The sequence below is a fragment of the Amycolatopsis sp. WAC 04169 genome (assembly GCF_003947535.1).
GTDB lineage: Bacteria > Actinomycetota > Actinomycetes > Mycobacteriales > Pseudonocardiaceae > Amycolatopsis > Amycolatopsis keratiniphila.
The window spans coordinates 390755-410116 of sequence record NZ_QHJI01000001.1; the positions used below are offsets into that span (position 1 = coordinate 390755).

The window sequence follows — 19362 nt, forward strand, 5'->3', positions numbered from 1 at the left end:
GGGGACGATGAACGAAGAGGAAGCCGTCAGCCGCGTCGAGGAGTGGCTGACGGACCGAGGCGGGGAGGGCACCGGCGCGTTGCGGGTCCGCCGCGATTACGTCGTGCGCGCGACCGACGGCTGGAACGTCACGTACAACACCGTCGGCTGGCTCGACGGCACCGACCCCGGCGCGGGCCTGTTCCCCAGCCCGGTCGCCTTCGTCCCGGACGACGGCGGCGAGATCCGCCTCGACCTGGAGCTGATGGCCGTTTCGGCGGCGGGCGACGATCCGGACGCGTTCACCCGATGGGCGGAGGTCGTCGATCCCGAGTTCGATCCGGCCGCGGTCCCCGGCCTGCCCGTGCCGAAGGCGGCGATCCTGCGCTGGGAGCAGCACACGCTCCTCGGGGAGCCGACCGGCGCGGTCCGCGCGAACCCCGACCACCGGCCCGGGCCGCGGTTCGCCGGCCGCCCGGCACCGGAAAGCCCCGTCGAGACGCTTCTCGGCTACCTCCGCGTCGAGTGGATCACGCCGGAGGAGTTCGTCCACTGGATGCTCGACCTCGAAGTGCTGGCCCCGGCGAAGGACGGCCACCTTCAGGTCCGCGACTTCGGTGACGCGGGCGTGCGCTTCGTCGTGTACACCTCCGAGGCCCAGGTCCCGTCCGAATACACGGTGTGGCAGCGGATCCAGCCCCGCGTGCTCCTGCGCCGGGGCAAGGACAACCCCGGCGTCGGTCTGCTGGTCAACCCCGGGCGCCCGGAGACGTTCAACGTCTACCCGGAGACGCTGCGGCAGGTCGCCGACCTCGAACTCCCGGCCGGTACCGAGCGGCCCGAGTCCGTCGGGCGTCCCGCCTACTTCAGCGGGGAGTACGACACTCCGGCCGTCGCGAACCTGCGGAGCCTCGTCGACCAGGCGCGGGACAACGGCTACCCGCTGAGCAGCGAAGAGCTCACCCTCTTCACGCAGGCCTCGACGCTGTCGTTCGAGCGCTCGCGAGCGAAGTACGACGGCCGTCCGCTGCCCGAACTGCCCGAAGACCTGTTCGCGAACGGGCTGGTCACGCACTTTTACGACGACGGCGAGCCGCGTCCGAGCGCCTGGACGTTCGGGAAGTTCTACGACCCGACGCTCCCTGTCGGCAGCTTCGCGTACCCGCGGCTTCTCGGCGCGTACGTCGGCTTCGCGCTCGGAGACGCACTCGGCTCGGGCGCGGATCCTGCCGACGGCCTGCCGCTCGGCGGCCTGACCCGGCAGCTGCTGTTCCACACCGAATCGGTGATCCGCGGCCTGGACCCAACGCCGGACAAGCCCGAGATCCCGGCTTCGCTGCCCGCGGGCGGACGGCCGGACGGCTGGGTCGCCAAGGCCACCGCGGCCGCCGGACCGGCACCCGCCGAGTTCTCGGCCATGCTGGCGACCGCGCTCGCCGCGACGGTGACCGGTGGCGTGCAGGGGCCCGCCGACAGCACCTTCTACGCGATGAAGGTGGTCCGCGAACTGGTCGGTTCCGCGGCCGGTCACGAGGTCGTCCACGGCGCCGAACTGCTGGTGAACGTGTTCCGTGCCCAGCTCGCGGCCCAGAACGGCGAACCGGCGGTCGCGAACTTCCTCGAAGGCTTCGACGAGTACAGCGGCGAGGTCGGCGAGCTGGTCAAGACCGTGCTCGACCTCCGCAACGACATCGGCGGAGACGACATCGAGCAGTTCGACAGCATCGGCGACGGCCGGACGCCGCTTTCGGTGCTCGGCCGGGCCCTGTTCGCCGCCGCCAAGCGCGGTTACGACCCCGAAGCGGCGCTGGCGCTGGCCGCTCGCGGCGGCTCGGTGACGGCCGCGCTGACCGGCGCGATGGTGGGCGCGAGGCTCACCGTGCCCGGCCTGCCGGAGGCCTGGCTCGCCGCGTACCCCGGCCTCGGCGTCATCGACAATCTGGCGGGCGACGCCTATTACTACTTCAACCGCTTCGGCCTGCCCCGCGAGCCCGAAGAGCAGCGGCGCTGGGAAGCGAAGCGGTATCCACGAGGAGATCAGTAGAGCAATGCGCGAGTGGCTTCAACATCCGGCGACCAGGTCGCGGCTGCGCGGCAGCCTGTTCGCCGGGGCGATCGCCGACGAGCTCGGCGCGAAGACCGAGTTCGACTCGATCGACCGCATCCGCGAGATCGCCGGCCCCGCCGGGATCACCGACCTCATCCCCGCGTACGGCGGCGTCGGGCGGATCACCGACGACACCCAGATGACGCTCTTCACCCTCGAAGGCCTGATCCGGGCCCACCACGGGACCGTGCCGGTCGAGCAGTCGCTCCAGCTGGCCTACCAGCGCTGGCTGCACACCCAGGGCGTCTCGTGGGAGCGGGCCCGCGGCCCGCAGGACACGAGCGCGGAACCGGACGGCTGGCTGATCACGAACCGCGAGCTGTTCAGCCGTCGCGCGCCCGGGCTCACCTGCTTCAGCGAGCTGGAGGCGTACGGCAGGACGGGTGTGCGCGCCGGCATGGACAAACCGGTGAACAACTCGAAGGGCTGCGGCGGGATCATGCGCGCGGCACCGGTCGCGCTGTGGTCGGACGACCTCGCCGAGGTGTTCCGGCTCGGCGCCGAGAGCGCGGCGCTGACCCACGGTCACCCGAGCGGGTATCTCTCGTCAGGTGCCTTCGCGGTGATCGTGCGCGAGCTGCTGCTCGGGAAACCGCTGCTCGACGCCGTCGCGACCGCCCGTGCCGAGTTGGAGAAGTACCAGGGTCACGAGGAGCAGAGCGTCGCACTCGACCAGGCACTCGCCCTGTCGCGGGAAGGCGCCCCGACGCCGGAGAAGCTCGAAACCCTCGGCCAGGGGAACATCGGCGAAACCGCGCTTTCGATGTCCGTCTACGTCGCGCTGACCACCACGGACGCGAACGCCGCGCTGCTCGCGTCGGTGAACCACAGCGGCGACAGCGACTCGACCGGGTCGATCTGCGGAAACCTCGTTGGCGCGATGTACGGCGAGGAAGCGCTCAACACCGACTGGCTCGCGAAGCTGGAACTGGCCGAGGTCATCGGCGGGCTGGCGGACGACGCGCTCGCGGAGTTCGGCGGGAGCGCACCGGGTGACGACCGGTGGTACGCCCGCTATCCGGCCCACTAGATTTACCTCCGGTTTGGGGTACTTGGGGAGGGGACACATAGTGCGTTACCGGGTTCAAGCGGCGGAGCGGCCGGATGGCCTGTACGCCGTCTGGGGGGACACCGTCTTCGCGGCCCAGCGGTCGACCGAAGACGGCACGCTGCTGCTCATCGCGCCGCCGGGGGAAGCGGCGCCCGAGGGCTTCGACCGCGACTGGAACGGCCGTCCGGCCAGGGTCGTGCTGAACGGCGAGGCGGGAGCGACCTTCAGCCTCCAGTCGTACGGCCGGTTCGACGACGAGCACTTCCAGATCGCGCCGAGCACCGGCGGCGGCGACCTGACGTTGCGCTGGGCCGGCGAGGACGCGGCCCGCGCGGCCGAACTGGGCCTGACGGACTTCTCGACCACGGCCGCGCCGACGCGGCTGACGGCCTTGTGGCAGACCAGGCACGACTTCGTCGAGACGCCGGAAGCCCGGCTTCAGCCGGGTACGGGCGATCAGGGTGCGCTGCTGCGCGCCATCGGCCGGACGCTGCTGCGGGTGCTGCCGCCGGGCTGGCAGCGGGTCGGCGCCCAGTTCCGGCAGGTCGGCGACTACTCCGAACTCGAGGTCCGCTCGGTCGGCGACGAGGGCAACGGCCCGGTGTCGGTGTCGATCGCGGCACCGCCGGAGCTCGGCTCGCTGTTCGCGCGGCTGCGCGCGGCGATGCACCAGCCCGAGACCGGCACCTGGTTCCAGGGCACGTTCACGCTCGACTCGGAGTCGCACTTCGACTTCGACTTCGACGCCGACCAGGAACCGACGTGGCGGCTCGCGCCGAACGAAGGCGGGAAGCCGTCTCCGCGCGCGTACGCGACCGAGCTCGCGATCTTCCCGCGCGACCAGAAGCACGTCCCGGCCTGGCTTTCGGCCAAGGCGGGCCTGCCGCTCGACATCGTGTTCCGGCACGCGCAGGTCGTCGACGCGCACAACGAGGGCGAACGACCGGTGGTCAACCGGCCGCCGGTGCCGCCGGACATGATGCGCGGCGTCCTCGACTACCTCTTCCGCTCGCCGGTGGCGCTGACCCGGCCGGGCCCGCAGCCCGACATCTTCACCCCGAACGGCCCGCCGGACGTGCCGAACGCCTTCCACACCGACGGCGTCTGGATCTGGCCCGCGGCCGTCCCGCACTACCTGCGGAAGTACGGGGTGCCGCCGGAGCCCGAGCTGGTCGAGCACATCCGGGCCGCCGGTTTCCGGCCGCCGCTGATCGGCGAGCTGGTGCGGGCGACCGCCGAAGCGGAGATCGTCGGCAAGCCCCGGCCGCCGCAGACCGCCGCGGACCTGCCGGACGAAAGCGCCCGCACCCGGGTCGAACGCGACGGCGAACCGTCCCGCGACATCCGGGCCGTCGAGGTGCTGGACGTCCTGTACCAGCGGCTGGCCGAGCACGGCGTGGCGCCGACGTCGTACCGGATCGGCGCGAACGCGGTACCGGAGCCGGGGCTCTGGACCTTGCGCCGCACCGAAAGCGGCTGGGAGGTGTCCCGTCCGCCGACCGACGAGCCGGTGGCGTTCGCCAAACTCGAAGAGGCGGCGCGGTTCTTCCTCGGCACCCTGCTGCTGTATCCGGCACGGGCCGCGGCGGGCGCGAGCGAGGAGGCCGACAACCCGGCCGACTGGCCGATCCTGCCGCTGCGGGGCGAGCCGCCGCTGAACTTCTTCCGGCGCAAGCGGATCGTCGTCCTCCCGGCGGGCACCACGGTGCAGCGGTTCGGGAACGAGACCGGCAACCTCGTGCACGCCGAATCGGCGCGGTTCATCGAGACGTCGCTGGCCGCCGACCGCGAACGGGAGCGCCGTCTCTACCGCGTCCTGCGGCCGCTGCGCGTGGTCACCGGCATCACCGCGCCGTGGAACGGGACGCCGGGCGGGGCCGTGGCCTACGTGCTGCCCCGGCCGATCGCCCAGCATCTCGAAACCGGCGCGCTCTCCCGCGTCTGACCACCCGCATTTCGTCCTCTGAATGCGATTGATCGCATTCAGAGGACGAAATGCAGGGCGCTAGAAGGCTTTCGCGACCAGCTCGTAGGACCGGGCCCGCGCGGCCGCGTCGTACACCGGTGCCGTCAGCATCAGCTCGTCGGCACCGGTGGCCGCGGCGAGGTCCTTCAGCGACCGCACCACCTTCTCCGGTCCGCCGTGTGCCTGCGCGGCGGTGAACTGCGCGATCAGCTCCTTCGACTCCGGCGTGAACTCGTGCGCGGCGGCCTGCTCACTGGTCGGGAAGGCGAGGTCGCCACCCTCGCCGTTGAGCAGGTACGACTTGATCACCGCGCACGGCCCGGCGACGTAGGCCGCTTCGGCGTCCGTGTCCGCGCAGATGGTCTCGACGCAAAGGATCACGTACGGCTCTTCGCGCCACCGGGAAGGCTTGAAGTTCTCGCGATACGCCTGCAACACCTCGGCCGTGTTCTGCGGCCGGATGTGGTGCGCGACCGCGATCGGCAGGCCGAGCTCCGCGGCGAGACGGGCACCGGCCGCACTCGAGCACAACAGCCACGGCTCCGGCGTCGGCACCTCGCCGGGCAGCACCCGGATCCCGGTCTCCCCGGCCAGATGACGCAGCAATTCGGTGACGTCGGCGCGGTATTCGTCGTCCGTCGCCGGATCCGCGCCCCGCCGCAGCGCCCGGATGATCTTCTCGTCGAAGGTGCCGGGACCGCGCCCGACGCCGAGGTCGATCCGGCCGGGATGCAGCGCCGAAAGCGTCGCGAACTGCTCGGCGACCGCCAGCGGGGCGTGGTTCGGCGCCATCACCCCGCCGGAGCCGACCCGGATCGACGACGTCACCGCCGCCAGATGCGCGGCCAGCACCGGCGGCGACGCCGTGGCGATGGCGGGCGAACCGTGGTGCTCCGCGATCCAGACGCGGTGGTACCCCAGTTCCTCCAGTTTCGTGGTGACGGTGGCTGTCGAAGCGAGTACTTCGGTGGCCGCGCGGCCGTCCTCGACGATGGCGAGTTCGAGCGCGGAAAGCGGGATCCCCATGCCCCCAACGTAGCCAAACTCAGGACGCGGTGATCAGCACCGCGGGCGACCACCAGTAGTCCGCGAGCGGCTCGATCCGGATGCCGGTGAAGCCCGCTTCCTTCAGCTGCGAAGCCCAATCGGTGGCGGGCTGTTCCCAGTTCGTCCGGCCCGTCCCGGGTTCGACCAGGCCGAGCAGGACCGGCAGCAGGAACCCCTGCGCCACCAGCGACGCGTCCTTGCCGTACTCCGCGATCCCGCGTTCGTAGCGCGTGACCAGGGAAAGCAGGTACTCGGCGGAGTCTTCGTCGTACTCGGGCACGTCGAACTCGGCCAGCACCAGACAGGAGGTGCGGGGCCGGAGCGCCCGCAGGACCCGGGTGCGTTCCTCGGTCGGGATCGACTGGAGCGCGAAGGTGGACTGCGTCAGCTGCCACTGCTGGTCGTCGTCGCGGTCGAGGAACTCCTGCGCGGTGGCCTCCCAGGTGTGCAGCCCGCGGGTGCCGTCGAGGTGCTTGCGGGTTTCCGCGAGCAGCGCGCCCGACGGTTCGACGAGATCGATCCGGCCAGGCTGCCGGTCCGCCTGTTCGAGGGCCGGGACGACGGCGAGCCCGTCTCCACAGCCGAGGTCGAGCAGCGAACCGACGGTGCCGTAGCGCCGGGCGAGCATGGCGCTGAGCTGCCGGTAGAGCTTGACGTTCCCGCCCCCGCGGATGAACGCCGTGAACGCGGCGGGCCGGTCGTAGACCGCGCCACCGCCGCCCTCGGTCAGGTATCGGTGCAGTTCGATGCCGAGCGTGGATCCGGCCCGCTCGGCGAGGTCCGCTGCCTTGGCCCGGTCACCGTCGCGGTACGCGGTGAGCGCTTCGGCCAGGACGTCCGTTTTCTTCATGTTCTCCTGTTTACCGTCAGAAAGGCACCCAAAGGGTGACTCTGGTGCCATTGCCCGGAGCCGACTCCACCCGCGCGGTCCCGCCGACCTCGTTCAGGCGGGCGGTGATGGACTCGCTGATCCCGAAACCGGCGGGCCGGGTGTCGAGGCTGAACCCGGCGCCGTGATCACGCGTGATCACCGCGACGCCGCCTTCCTGCTCCTCGACCCGCACCACGACCTTGTCCGTCCCGGCGTGCTTGAGCGTGTTGCGCAGCGACTCGCGGACGGCGTCGCGGATGGCGATCTGCCGCACCTCGGAAAGCGTGTCGTCGTCGAGCTCGGCGATCACGAGCTGGGCACGCAGCCCGTCCCGCGCCATCTCCGCGGCCAGCGACGCGAGCTTCTCGCCCAGCGGCCGCGACCCGGCCTCCGAGCGCTCCGAAGCCTCGTTCTCGATCGTCCGCCGCAGCTCCATCGACTGCGCCCGCGCCAGCCGCTGCACCTCGGCGAGCCGCGCGGCCGGATCGCCCTTGTTGGCCAGCGCGATCGCTTCGAGGGTCTGCAGCACGGAGTCGTGCAGCATCCGATGCTGGCGGGCGCGTTCGGCGATCCGGCCGTTGCGGATGCCGTACGCGAGGGCGAGCCGGGTGCCGAGCCCGATCAGGACGAGGGCGCCGCTCGCCGTGAAGAGGACACCGAGGATCGCCGGGAAGGTGGCCATGGCGTCGCCGGGCGCGGCGTGACCGGTGCCGAACACCGACGCCAGCATCCGCACCGGGAAGCTGACGACGGCGAGCGCCGCGGCGGCGGGCATGCCCAGCGCCAGCGCCAGCAGCGCGACCTCGCCGAGCAGGTGTTTTCCGGGCACCGCCATGGCCTCAGTGAAGACCGAAGCCGGCACCAGCGCGCCGACGGCCAGCGGCGCGAGCAGGGTGAACACGAGGTCGATCGCGAGCAGCCGGGCGGCGTGTTGCGGACGGAACGGCGCCGAGCGCAGCATCCACCGGATCCCGTACAGCGAGAGCCCGACCGAGCCGAGCGCCACCAGCCCGACCGGGCCGATCCCGATCATGCCGTGCGTGGAGACGTAGACGCCGAACGCGCCGGGCACCGCGAAAAGCCGGTAGACCAGCGGGACGAGGGCGACGTAGCGGGCGGCCCTGAGCAGCAGGTTGTCGCGATGAGCCGTGTCGATGGGGCCGGACATGTGCTGGATCCGCCGCAGCGCGCGCATCGGTGTCGGGTCACCGACCTCGTCCGACAGCTCGCTCGTCGCCGTCGCCAGCGCGGGCGCGCCACGGCGCAGCAAAGTCACCAGGAAACTGGGCGGCCGCTTCGCCATGGATTTTCCCCCTGCCCGGAGCACCGGCAGGAGTATCTCCGGTTACGCCGTGTGGATCCAGAGACCAACGGGGTTTATCTCAGCCTATGCCGTTCTCGGCGGCCCACTTCTTCAATTCGGCCACCGCCTCGTCGTGCTCCAGCGGACCGCGGTCGAGCCGCAGTTCCTTCAGGTGCTTCCATGCCTTGCCGACGTCCGGCCCCGGCTTGAGGTCGAGGATCCGCATGATCTCCTCGCCGTTGAGGTCCGGCCGGACCCGGTCGAGGTCCTCCTGGGCCTGGATCGCCGCGATCCGCCGCTCGAGGTCGTCGTAGGTCGCCTGCAGCGCGGCCGCCTTCTTGCGGTTGCGCGTGGTGCAGTCGGCGCGCACGAGCTTGTGCAGCCGGGGCAGCAGGTCGCCGGCGTCGGTGACGTAGCGCCGCACCGCCGAATCCGTCCATTCGCCCTTGCCATAGCCGTGGAACCGCAGGTGCAGGAACACGAGCTGGCTGACGTCCTGGACGATCTCCTTCGAGAACTTCAGCGCCCGCAAACGCTTGCGCGCCATCTTCGCGCCGACGACCTCGTGGTGGTGGAAGCTGACGCCGCCACCGGGCTGAAACTCGCGCGTGGCGGGCTTGCCGATGTCGTGCAGGAGCGCCGCGAGCCGCAGGATCAGATCCGGCTCGGAGGTCGGTTCGTGCGACTTCTCCAGGTCGATCGCCTGCGCGAGCACGGTCAGCGAGTGCTGGTAGACGTCCTTGTGCTGGTGGTGCTCGTCGATCGCCAGCCGCATCCCCGGCACCTCGGGGAGCACGCGATCGGCGAGCCGGGTGTCCACCAGCAGCTCGATCCCGGGCCGGGGGTCGTCCGCGAGCAGCAGCTTCGACAGCTCGGTCTGGACGCGCTCGGCGGTGATCCGGTCGATCTCCTCGGCCATCGACGACATCGCGTCGACCACGCGCGGCGCCGCGGTGAACCCGAGCTGCGCGGAGAACCGCGCGGCCCGCAGCATGCGCAGCGGATCGTCGGCGAAGGACTCCTGCGGGGTCGCGGGTGTGTCGAGCACCTTGTCCTGCAGCGCCTGGAGCCCGTCGTACGGGTCGACGAAGGTCTTGTTCGCCAGGTCGATCGCCATCGCGTTGACCGTGAAGTCGCGGCGGAGCAGGTCGCCCTCGATGCTGTCGCCGAAGGTGACCTCGGGGTTGCGGCCGACGCGGTCGTAGCTGTCGGCGCGGAACGTGGTGATCTCCAGGGTCATGCCCTGTTTGGTCACGCCGACGGTGCCGAACGCGATGCCGACGTCCCACACCGCGTCGCCCCAGGCGCTGACGATCTTGAGCACCTGGTCCGGGCGGGCGTCGGTGGTGAAGTCGAGGTCGCTCGACAGCCTGCGGAGCATCATGTCGCGGACGCTGCCGCCGACCAGGTACAGGCTGTGCCCCGCCTTCGCGAAGAGCTTCGCGAGCTCGTCCGCCAGCGGGGAGATGCGCATCAGCTCCGTCACAGCGTTCTGCATCGCAGTGCTCTTCCCCGCAATCGCCTGCCCGGCGACCACCTTGTTCACGACAATCCCACCACGATTTGGATGTACTACTACGGCCCGGCCCAACACGGGCACGGTGAGCCAGCGTACCCGTACCGCCGTTTGCTCTAGCATCGCAGCATGTCTGGATCAGCCGGCCGCTCCGGCGCTTCGAAGCCGGGCCGCCGGCGGAGGCGCAGGCGGGGGCGGCGGCTGACCACGGTCGACGAAACCTCGGCCGGCGGACTCGTCGTCGACGCCGAACGGGCGAACGCCGCGCTGATCGGGCGGCTCGACCGGCACGGCAGACTGCTGTGGTCGCTGCCCAAGGGCCACATCGAGGACGGTGAGACGCATGCGCAGACGGCGGTGCGCGAGGTGAAGGAGGAGACCGGCATCTCGGCGCGCGTCCTGCAGCCCCTCGGCACCATCGACTACTGGTTCGTGGCCGAGCGACGGCGCGTGCACAAGACGGTGCACCATTTCATCCTGGAATCCACCGGCGGCGAACTTTCGGACGAGGATGTCGAGGTGACCGAGGTCGCCTGGGTGCCGCTCGCCGACCTGGAGACCAAACTCGCCTACTCCGACGAGCGCAAGCTGGTCCGGAAGGCCAAAGAACTCTTCGCGCAGCAACAGCACACCGCCGAGGGAGCACCTGAGTGAAGCGGCTTGCCGCCACTGTCCTGTCGATCCTGTTCCTGGCCCTGGCCGCCTCGCCCGTCGCGGTCGCGCAGGCACAGGAACAGCCCCGGCTGCGCGTGGACCTCGACCAGCTGAACCCCCGTGTGATCACCACGACCTCGGCTTCGCTCACGGTGAGCGGCCGCGTCACGAACATCGGCGACCGGCGGATCAGCAAACTGGGCGTCCGGCTGCAACTGGGCACCAGGCTGCAGAACGAACAGCAAATCGGCGACGTCCTCGCCGGTGACAAGTTCAAGGACCTCGGTGCGACCGAGTTCGTCGACCTCGAACCGGACGAACTGGAGCCGGGGCAGAGCGCCGCGCTGAACCTGTCCGTCCCGCTCGGTCAGTCGTCGAAACTGCAGTTCCCGAAGCCCGGCGTGTATCCGCTGCTGGTCAACGTCAACGGCACCCCGGATTTCGGCGGGCCGGAACGGCTGGCGGCGGTCACCTTGCTGATGCCGGTGCTCGGCCTCCCCGGCAAGGCTCCCGCGTCACGTCCCACGTCGGCACCGTCCACGAGCCTGCTGTGGCCGATCGCGAACAGCACCGTGCACGTCGTCTCGTCCCCGCTCGGCGGCCCGCTGACCCTGGCGGACGAGCGGCTCGCCGGTGAACTGGCCGCCGGTGGACGGCTCGACTCGCTGGTCGAGGCGGCGCGAGCGGCCGAGGCCGACACGAAGGTCTCGTCGTCGTTGTGCCTGGCCATCGACCCCGATCTGGTCGCGACGGTCGACGGGATGAGCCGCGGCTACCAGGTCGCGGGCGGCGCCCCCGGCAAGGGCGTCGAGACCGCGAAGAACTGGCTCGGCAGGCTGAAGGCGCTGGTCGCGGGCCGGTGCGTGGTCACCCTCCCGTTCGCCGACGCCGACCTCACCGCGCTGACGAAAGTCCGCGCGGGCGACGCCACCGACACCGCGCTCATGGCGAGCGCGCTGGGCGGTGCCGGGACGATCAAGAACCTGCTCGGCATCCAGCCGCAGGACGGCGTGCTCTGGCCCGGTGGCTCCCTCGACTCGCAGACCGTCGAAGCGATCGGCAAAGCGGGCGTCAAAACCGTGCTGACCGATTCGGGCAAGCTCCAGTCCGGTTCACCGCTTTCGGGCGGGGTGTCGATCGAGGGCACGGACCTGCGCGCGCAGCCGATCGACGCGCTGATCTCGTCCGCGCTGAACGGCTCGGGCTCCACGCAGGACGGGCTCGGCGCCATCGCCTTCCGGGCGGGGCTCGGCGGGCAGACCGAGGGACCGGCGCGCTCGCGGCTGCTGATCGCGCCGCCGCGGCACTGGGCCGCGAGCGGCATGGAACTCACCACGTTCCTGGAGCGGATGGGCGACTTCTACACCGCCGGCCTGATCAAGGCGGCGCCGTTGCCCGAACTGCTCGGCGACAGCCCGTCCGGGACGGCGTCGGTCAACTACGACCCGCAGGATCTGACGGTCGCGACCAGCGGTGAGGTCACCGCGAAGATGTCGCAGATCGACAACGAGACGCTGGGCCTGTCGTCGGCGATGACGATGGATGCCACCAAACGAGTGAATCCGGCCGACGTGATCGCCCCGGTCCGGCTCGCCCTCATCCGGGCCGCGTCGACCTCGTGGCGCGGCGCGGACGCCTCGATCGTCACCGGTAACGCGCGCGGCGACCTCGAAGCGATCCGCAGCCAGGTCACCGTGGAACGGCCGAAGCAGACCATCGCGCTGGCCTCCGGCGCGTCACCCCTGCCCGCGTACATCACCAACGGCCTTCCGGTCGGCATCAACGTCCGCACCGTGCTCAAGAACAACGTGGGCCTGCGCCCCACCGAAGCGGTCCCGGAGCGCACCGTCCCGGCGAACGGCGCCATCAACCAGCTGCTCCCGGTCGAAGCGCTGCGCGCCGGCCGGTTCAGCGTCGACGTGGCGCTGACCACGCCCGACGGCACCCCGCTCGGTTCCGACGCGCGGTTCGAGCTGACCTCCACGGAGTACGGCGCGATCACCATCATCATCACCATCACCGCGGCGGGTGCGCTGCTGCTCCTGTCGTCCCGGCGGATCTACCGGAGGATCAAGGACTCGCGGGCCGATCGGACGAACGAAACCGCCCCACGTGTGACCGAGGACGCACAGGTTTAAGTGTTTCCGGCCGTTCCCGATTACCCTGGGTCGAACGATGCCGCCGGGCATCACGTAGTCGAGCACCGAGGATTGGGCGCACGTTGGAAAGAGAGCCGGGTGTACCGCCCGAGCGTGCAGGCCGTCCCCGGCGCGAAGGTACTCCGCCGCCGCCCCGTCGCACCGAAGGGCAGCCACGCCGTCCGGAGCGTCGCCAGCCGCCCCCGCAGCAGCCTCCGCCCGAACGCGGTGAGCGGCCGCGGCGGGCCGTGCCGCCGCCTCCCCAGCAGCCCCCGCCGGACGGGCGCCGCCAGCGGGTGGCGGGCCGTCCCGACGACGAAACGCGACGGCTGAGGCCGCCCCAGAACCCGCCGCCGCCACCGCGGAAAATGCCCCCTGGGCAGGGGACGCCGCCTCCGCCGACCCGTCGTCAGCCGGTGCCGCCCCCGCAGGGGCCGCCGCTGCCGCAGCCGTCGCAGAACCAGGCGCCGCGCCGTCCGACGGCTCCTCAGGCCCTCAACCAGACACCGCCCCCGCCGCATCGCGGGCGCCGCCAGCCGCCACCGGTCCGCCCGTGGCAGGTCGACCGGCGCGACGAAGCCGACGCGACGCGGTTCATCCCGCGCACCCCCGGCGTCCCGATGGGCTCGCGCTGGCCGGTCGCGGACCCCGACGTCCTCCGCCCGTACGACCAGCTCGCGACGCAGGTCATGCCGGCGATCAAGGACGCGCCGCTGGTCAAACCGCGGCCGGGGGACACCGGCGAACAGGATGTCGCCGCCCCGGCGAAGGCGCCGTCGATCGCGAAGTCGAGCGGCCGGATGGCGATCGCCTCGCTGATCAGCCGCATCACCGGCTTCGCGTGGAAGCTGCTGCTGGTCGCGGCCATCGGCGCCCAGGTGGAGAACGACTCGTTCAACGTCGCCAACACCATGCCGAACATCATCTTCGAGCTGCTGATGGGCGGCGTGCTGTCCAGCCTGGTGGTCCCGCTGCTCGTGCGGTCGCAGGACGACAAGGACGGCGGCGAGGCCTACACCCAGCGGCTGGTCACCGTGGCGGGCACGCTGCTCGTCGTCGGGACGACGATCGCCGTGTTCGCGGCACCGTTGATCACCAAGCTCTACGTCGACGACAAGGGCCAGGCGAATCCCGAGCTGGTCACCGCCTTCGCGTACCTGTTGCTGCCGCAGATCTTCTTCTACGGCGTGTTCGCCCTGCTCTCGGCGGTGCTGAACGCGAAGAACATCTTCGGCCCGACGGCGTGGGCGCCGGTGATCAACAACCTCGTCGTGATCTTCACGATCCTCGTCGTGTGGATCATGCCGGGGAACATCTCCACCGATCCGGTGTCGATCACCGACCCGAAGCTGCTGACCCTGGGCATCGGCGTGACCTCGGGCATCGTGGCGCAGTCGGTGCTGCTGATCCCGCCGCTGCTGCGGTCCGGGTTCAAGTTCAAATGGCGCTGGGGCATCGACAAGCGCATGAAGGAGTTCGGCGGGCTGGCGCTGTGGACCGTCGGCTACGTCGCGGTCAGCCAGGTCGGCTACACGATCACCACCCGGGTGCTGACCAGCGGTTCGCAGGGCGGTGTGACCGCGTACAGCAACGCGTGGCTGCTCTTCCAGCTGCCGTACGGCGTCATCGGGGTGTCGCTGCTGACCGCGATCATGCCGCGGATGAGCCGCGCGGCCGCCGACGGCGACCACAAGAAGCTGATCGGCGACCTCTCCTACGCGTCACGGATCTCGACGGTGATGCTCGTGCCGATCTCCGCGGTGATGACCGTGGTGGGCGGTTCGGTCGGTATCGCCCTGTTCACCCTCGGCAAGGGCACGGTCGAGGACGCGTCGCGCATGGGCGAGGCGCTGGCCATCTCCGCGTTCGCGCTGCTGCCGTACGCGCTGGTCATGCTCCAGATGCGGGTGTTCTACGCGATGAAGGACGCGCGGACACCGGTGCTGATCATGATCGTGATGACCGTGGTCAAGGTGCCGCTGCTGTACCTGTGCCCGGCACTGCTGTCACCGGACAACATCGTGCTCGGCGTGATGATGGTCAACGGCCTCACGTTCGTCGTCGGCGCGATCCTCGGCCAGGTCTGGCTGTGGGTGACCCTCGGAAACCTCCGGAGCAAGCGAGTTCTCGGGGTGATCCTCTTCACGGTCGTCGCGAGTGTGCTCGGGGTCGGCGCGGCGTGGCTCGCCGGGCAGATCGTGCCTGACTCGTTCGGGCCTACTTTCCATGCCTGGGTGAAACTTCTCCTGCAGACGGTGGTCGGGATCGCGGTGTCGTTCGGCGTGCTCATCGCCCTGAAGGTCGAGGAATTGAAGCCCGCCACGGCGAGGATCACCCGGTTGATCAAGCGCGGATAACGATTCACGTACGGATGGCGCGCGTTCACGGGTCGTATTCTGGGTACCCTCGGGGCGGGAGCTACGCGGGAGAGTGCGGTGGATACGAGACGGAGCGAACAGGCAGGGGAGGCGAGCCAGGTGGGCATCCGGGCCCAAGGCGGGTCGCTGGCCCCTGGCCGGGTCGTCGGTGACGGCCGGTATCGCCTGCTCGCACAGTTCGGGGTGGACGAGCGGGCGGCCGCGCATCTTTGGCGCGCCCGCGACGGGCAGCTGAAGCGGGATGTCGCGCTGACGCTGCTGGTCGGCGACCCCGCGGACGCGGAAGCCGCCCGGCTCGCGCGCCGGACGCTGGAGCGTGCGGCGCACGCCTCGAAGTTCGGCCACGGCGGGGTCGCGCGCGTTCTCGACGTGCTCAGTCTCGGCAGCGGCGTCACCTCGAGCGAAGGTCTGCTCGGTGTCGTCGTGGCGGAATGGACCAAGGGCAGCGACCTGGTCGACCTCGTGGCGCAGCGCCCGGTGGCGCCCGCCGCGGCGGCCCGGATGGTGCAGGCGCTGGCGGAAGCCGTCGACCACGCCCATCAGAACGGCCTCGTCCTCGGCCTCGACCACCCGCAGCGTCTGCGGCTCACCCCGGACGGCGCGCTGAAGCTCGCCTTCCCGGGCCCGTTGCCCGAAGCGACCCTTCGCGACGACGTCAAAGCCCTCGGCGCCGTCCTGTACCTGCTGCTGACCGGCCGTTGGGCGCTTCCCGGCGGTCCGGCCGCGATCCCGGCGGCGCCCCACGCGCCCACCGGCCGTGTCATCCCGCCGCGTTCGCTGGTCCCGACGGTGCCGGTCGAGCTGTCCTCGCTCGCCGTCCGCACCATCGAGGACGGCGGCCACGGCGGCATCCGCACCAGCGCGGCGATCCTGCGCGTGCTGGACCAGGTCGCCGAAGCCGAGGAACGCACCCAGCTGATCAAGGCCGTCGGCGAGGAAGAGGCCGTCGCCGAATCGGACGGCACGGTCTGGACGACGAAGAAGCCGGTCAAGGACGTCGCGCGGCGCAAGAAGCTGGCGTTCGGCGTGACCGTGCTGGTCGTCGCGACCGTGGTCATCCTCGCCTGGGGCGGGATGATTCTGATCAACCTGTTCCAGGGCGAATCGAAGTCCAGCGGCCCGAAGATCAACGTCGCCGCGTCGTCGTCACAGGTCGCGCCACCCCCGGGTGAACAGCCGCCGCCCGCGCAGAAGCCGCCGGCACCCGCCGTGGGTGCCGCGGTGAAGCCGTCGGCCGTGGCCGTCTACAACCCGGGCAGCAAGGGCGACAGCCCCGGCAAGGCCAGGAACGCCACCGACGGCGACTCGGTCACCTCGTGGAAGACCGACCAGTACGACAAGCAGTTCCCCGTGCTCAAGGACGGCGTCGGGCTGGTCGTGACCTTCAAGGACCCGATCAACCTCAGCCAGGTCAAGATCGACGCGGCGAGCGCCGGTTCGAAGGTCGAGATCCGCTCCGCCGACAAGAAGAACCCGAAACTCGACGAGACGAAGGTCGTCGGGAGCGGGGACCTCGCGGCGGGCGAGTCGACCATCGCTTTGCAGCAGCCCCAGCAGGGTCAGTACTTCATCATCTGGATCACTCAGCTGGGTGAAGATGACGGAGGAAAGTTCGTCACCGAACTCAAAGAGCTGACCTTCCTGCCTGCGGGGTGACGTCAGACACCGGGTCAGTAGGCTCTCCCGGGTGACAGCTGCAGCTCCCACGGACGCGGATCTCATAGCGGCGCATGCCGCTGGAGATCCGCACGCGTTCAGTGAACTGGTCCAGCGACATCGAGACCGCATGTGGGCGGTGGCCCTGCGCACCTTGCGGGATCCGGAAGAAGCCGCGGACGCCCTGCAGGACGCCTTCATCTCCGCGTTCCGAGCAGCGGGCAACTTCAGAGCGGAATCGCAGGTCACGACGTGGTTGCACCGTATCGTCGTGAACGCGTGCCTCGACCGCATCCGGCGGGGCAAGGCCAGACCGACCGTCCCGCTGCCCGAGACCGGGCAGTTCAACGAGCCCGCCTCGCCGCGCGACTCGATGTCCGAGCGCGAGACGAGCCTGGTCGTCAAGGAAGCCCTCGACCAGCTCCCCGAAGAGCAACGTGCCCCGATCGTGTTGGTCGACGTCGAGGGATACTCCGTCGCCGAGACGGCGAAGATGCTCGGCATCGCCGAGGGCACGGTCAAGAGCCGGTGTGCCCGAGGTCGCGGAAAGCTCGCGAAGGTTCTCGGACATCTACGGAACCCCGATGCTATTGCGAACGTCCCAACTCACGAAAGCAAACGAGAGCGCGCTACCCCGCAACGGGGTGCCAGGCGTCCTCAGGGCACGCCGGGTGACGGGGAGGGACGATGACAGACGAGAGCAGGGGGATCGGTGGGACCGTCGGTCCGCCGTGGTCTGTCGATGTGCTCGCCGACCTGCACGCAGGTGTGCTGGACGAGCGTGAGGCGGCCGAACTCTGGCCGTTGGTGAACGCCGACCCCGAGGCACTGGCGATCATCGAAGCACTGGAAGCGACCACGGCCGACCTCGCGGAGCTCGCGAACGAGCCGGTCGCTCCGATGCCTGCCGAGTACGCGGCACGGATCGATGCCGCACTGGCCGCCGAAATGCGGGCGACGCCTGCGTTTCAAGGCGCACCTGAAAGGCGGCAGGAGCAGGTCGCCCCGGTGGTGGACCTCGCGGCCGCACGGCGGCGGCGGAACAAACGGATCGGCTGGGGCGCCGGGATAGCGACGGTGGCCGCGGCGGCCATCGCCGCCGTGGCAATCGTCGTCCCGACCACCCGGGAGCCGGATTCGGGCGGTATCGCCCAGCCCGCGCCTTCGGCTCCTTCCGGACCTTCGGTCGGCGGAGACGGCGGAGGGGCCGAAGCCCTCGTCGGCAAGGCGATCGGCGTCCGCGACTTCGGCTCGCTGAAGACCGAAGAGCGTCTCGACGCCTGCGTCGCCGCGGCCGGCATGGACGCCGACGTGCGGCCGGAGGGCATCCGTCCGGTGAACGTGGCGGGCAAGGACGGCGTGATGGTGATCTACACCACAGGCAAACTCGCCCAGTTCCGCATCGTCGCCTTCGGTGCCGACTGCGGCCCGGGCAACCCGTCGGTCCTCTTCGACAAAATCATCGGAGCGAAGTAACCGGCCGAAACCTCATTGGTCCCCCGCTCCCCACCAGCCCCATTTCCGGGGGAGCGGGGGACCTTTGCTACCATGCTAGTTTTCCTAGCGGCGCTAGAGGTCGGATCTCCGCCGTGGCGCAAGGCGGGAGAAAGTAGCGCCGGTCACCACGGGAACACCGGCCCTTACGATCGTGTTGAGCCTGGTGAACAGGTCACTACGAGCGGAGGTCACGGGTGGCTGCCGAGGAGATCAGGAACCTGATCATTGTGGGATCGGGTCCTGCGGGATACACCGCCGCTGTCTACGCGGCACGAGCGCAGCTCGAACCGCTGGTGTTCGAGGGCACTCAGTTCGGCGGTGCGCTGATGACGACGACGGAGGTCGAGAACTTCCCCGGCTTCCGCGAAGGCATCCAGGGTCCCGACCTCATGGAAGAGATGCGTGAGCAGGCGAAGCGTTTCGGCGCCGACCTGCGCCAGGAGGACGTCGAGTCCGTCGAGCTGACCGGTGACGTCAAGTACGTCGTCGCGAACGGCAAGCGCTACGCGGCCCGCGCGGTCGTGCTCTCGATGGGCGCCGCCGCCCGCTATCTGAACGTGCCCGGCGAGCAGGAGCTGCTCGGCCGCGGTGTTTCGGCCTGCGCCACCTGCGACGGCTTCTTCTTCCGCGACCACGACATCGTGGTCGCCGGCGGCGGCGACTCCGCGATGGAGGAGGCGACCTTCCTGACGAAGTTCGCCAAGTCCGTCACGATCGTCCACCGCCGCGAGGAGTTCCGCGCCTCCAAGATCATGCTGGAGCGCGCCCGCGAGAACGAGAAGATCAAGTGGGCGCTCAACAAGCAGATCACCGGGGTCGAGGGTGAAGGCAAGGTCGAGGGCCTGACGCTCAAGGACACGGTGACCGGCGAGGAGTCCAAGCTCGACGTGACCGGGTTCTTCGTGGCGATCGGGCACGACCCGCGCAGCGAACTGGTGCGCGGTCAGGTCGACCTCGACGAGGACGGCTACGTGCTGACCCAGGGCCGGACCTCGTACACGAACCTCCCCGGTGTCTTCGCGGCCGGCGACCTGGTCGACCGCACGTACCGGCAGGCGATCACCGCTGCGGGCTCGGGCTGCGCGGCCGCCATCGATGCAGAACGATGGCTGGCGGAGCACGCCGGGGTCGAGGCCGCCCAGGAGACGCCCGAGCTGGTCGGCGGCGGCTACGGCGCCACCACCAACTGACTTTTCCCA

General features: G+C 70.3%; 15 protein-coding genes. 11 read left to right on the forward strand and 4 right to left on the reverse strand.

Translation table 11 applies throughout. The annotated features are described in order from the left end of the window. The first annotated feature begins 7 nt into the window (after window positions 1–7). The 3 genes from DMC61_RS01890 to DMC61_RS01900 are packed head-to-tail and all read left to right on the forward strand — an operon-like array spanning window position 8 to window position 5082. Window positions 8–2023 (forward strand): YrhB domain-containing protein, encoded by a 2016-nt coding sequence (locus DMC61_RS01890; RefSeq protein ID WP_125686316.1) that lies wholly within the window; start codon window positions 8–10, stop codon window positions 2021–2023. Between the two features lie 4 nt (window positions 2024–2027). Beyond that, complete coding sequence (locus DMC61_RS01895) at window positions 2028–3116, forward strand: ADP-ribosylglycohydrolase family protein (protein ID WP_125686318.1); 1089 nt, start codon at window positions 2028–2030, stop codon at window positions 3114–3116. 40 nt (window positions 3117–3156) lie between these two features. Further along, window positions 3157–5082, forward strand: a complete 1926-nt coding sequence (locus tag DMC61_RS01900; protein ID WP_125686320.1) for a TNT domain-containing protein — start codon at window positions 3157–3159, stop codon at window positions 5080–5082. A gap of 60 nt (window positions 5083–5142) precedes the next feature. On the opposite strand, the gene DMC61_RS01905 is transcribed toward DMC61_RS01900, so the two are convergent. The 4 genes from DMC61_RS01905 to DMC61_RS01920 form a co-directional block, all read right to left on the reverse strand. After that, window positions 5143–6129: an LLM class flavin-dependent oxidoreductase gene (locus DMC61_RS01905; protein ID WP_125686322.1), complete on the reverse strand. Its 987-nt coding sequence runs from the start codon at window positions 6127–6129 to the stop codon at window positions 5143–5145. Between the two features lie 19 nt (window positions 6130–6148). After that, on the reverse strand, window positions 6149–7000 hold the full coding sequence (locus DMC61_RS01910) for a class I SAM-dependent methyltransferase (RefSeq protein ID WP_125686324.1): 852 nt from the start codon (window positions 6998–7000) through the stop codon (window positions 6149–6151). Between the two features lie 16 nt (window positions 7001–7016). Then, entirely contained in the window at window positions 7017–8324 is a 1308-nt protein-coding gene (locus DMC61_RS01915) for a sensor histidine kinase (protein WP_125686327.1), read from the reverse strand. Window positions 8325–8403: 79 nt separating this feature from the next. Next, a complete protein-coding gene (locus tag DMC61_RS01920) occupies window positions 8404–9822 on the reverse strand; it encodes a CCA tRNA nucleotidyltransferase (protein ID WP_125686329.1) in 1419 nt (472 codons plus the stop codon). A 147-nt stretch (window positions 9823–9969) separates the two neighbouring features. Here DMC61_RS01920 and DMC61_RS01925 point away from each other — a divergent pair, with 147 nt between their 5' ends. The 8 genes from DMC61_RS01925 to trxB all read left to right on the forward strand — a co-directional run bounded on the left by DMC61_RS01925 (window position 9970) and on the right by trxB (window position 19353). Continuing rightward, window positions 9970–10494, forward strand: a complete 525-nt coding sequence (locus tag DMC61_RS01925) for an NUDIX hydrolase (protein ID WP_016338342.1) — start codon at window positions 9970–9972, stop codon at window positions 10492–10494. After that, the gene (locus DMC61_RS01930; protein ID WP_125686331.1) at window positions 10491–12632 is read left to right on the forward strand and encodes a DUF6049 family protein; all 2142 of its coding nucleotides are present in this window, start codon (window positions 10491–10493) and stop codon (window positions 12630–12632) included. The genes DMC61_RS01925 and DMC61_RS01930 overlap by 4 nt, the downstream gene beginning before the upstream one ends. Window positions 12633–12731: 99 nt before the next feature. Then, window positions 12732–12965, forward strand: a complete 234-nt coding sequence (locus DMC61_RS01935) for a hypothetical protein (protein WP_125686333.1) — start codon at window positions 12732–12734, stop codon at window positions 12963–12965. Between the two features lie 83 nt (window positions 12966–13048). Beyond that, complete coding sequence (gene murJ, locus DMC61_RS01940; protein ID WP_016338344.1) at window positions 13049–14989, forward strand: murein biosynthesis integral membrane protein MurJ; 1941 nt, start codon at window positions 13049–13051, stop codon at window positions 14987–14989. Between the two features lie 120 nt (window positions 14990–15109). Further along, entirely contained in the window at window positions 15110–16666 is a 1557-nt protein-coding gene (locus tag DMC61_RS01945) for a protein kinase family protein (RefSeq protein WP_199749892.1), read from the forward strand. 31 nt (window positions 16667–16697) lie between these two features. Further along, window positions 16698–17357: an RNA polymerase sigma factor SigM gene (gene sigM, locus DMC61_RS01950; RefSeq protein WP_037333997.1), complete on the forward strand. Its 660-nt coding sequence runs from the start codon at window positions 16698–16700 to the stop codon at window positions 17355–17357. Then, window positions 17354–18142, forward strand: coding sequence for a hypothetical protein (locus DMC61_RS01955; protein WP_016338347.1), 789 nt, complete (start codon window positions 17354–17356; stop codon window positions 18140–18142). The genes sigM and DMC61_RS01955 overlap by 4 nt, the downstream gene beginning before the upstream one ends. A 215-nt stretch (window positions 18143–18357) precedes the next feature. Further along, the gene (trxB, locus tag DMC61_RS01960) at window positions 18358–19353 is read left to right on the forward strand and encodes a thioredoxin-disulfide reductase (protein ID WP_063274173.1); all 996 of its coding nucleotides are present in this window, start codon (window positions 18358–18360) and stop codon (window positions 19351–19353) included. Window positions 19354–19362 lie beyond the last annotated feature (9 nt).

Coding starts and splice junctions, on each gene's coding strand:
- DMC61_RS01890 (WP_125686316.1), top strand. CDS start 8: ATGAACGAAGAGGAAGCCGTCAGCCGCGTCGAGGAGTGGCTGACGGAC.
- DMC61_RS01895 (WP_125686318.1), top strand. CDS start 2,028: ATGCGCGAGTGGCTTCAACATCCGGCGACCAGGTCGCGGCTGCGCGGC.
- DMC61_RS01905 (WP_125686322.1), bottom strand. CDS start 6,129: ATGGGGATCCCGCTTTCCGCGCTCGAACTCGCCATCGTCGAGGACGGC.
- DMC61_RS01910 (WP_125686324.1), bottom strand. CDS start 7,000: ATGAAGAAAACGGACGTCCTGGCCGAAGCGCTCACCGCGTACCGCGAC.
- DMC61_RS01915 (WP_125686327.1), bottom strand. CDS start 8,324: ATGGCGAAGCGGCCGCCCAGTTTCCTGGTGACTTTGCTGCGCCGTGGC.
- DMC61_RS01920 (WP_125686329.1), bottom strand. CDS start 9,822: ATGCAGAACGCTGTGACGGAGCTGATGCGCATCTCCCCGCTGGCGGAC.
- DMC61_RS01925 (WP_016338342.1), top strand. CDS start 9,970: ATGTCTGGATCAGCCGGCCGCTCCGGCGCTTCGAAGCCGGGCCGCCGG.
- DMC61_RS01955 (WP_016338347.1), top strand. CDS start 17,354: ATGACAGACGAGAGCAGGGGGATCGGTGGGACCGTCGGTCCGCCGTGG.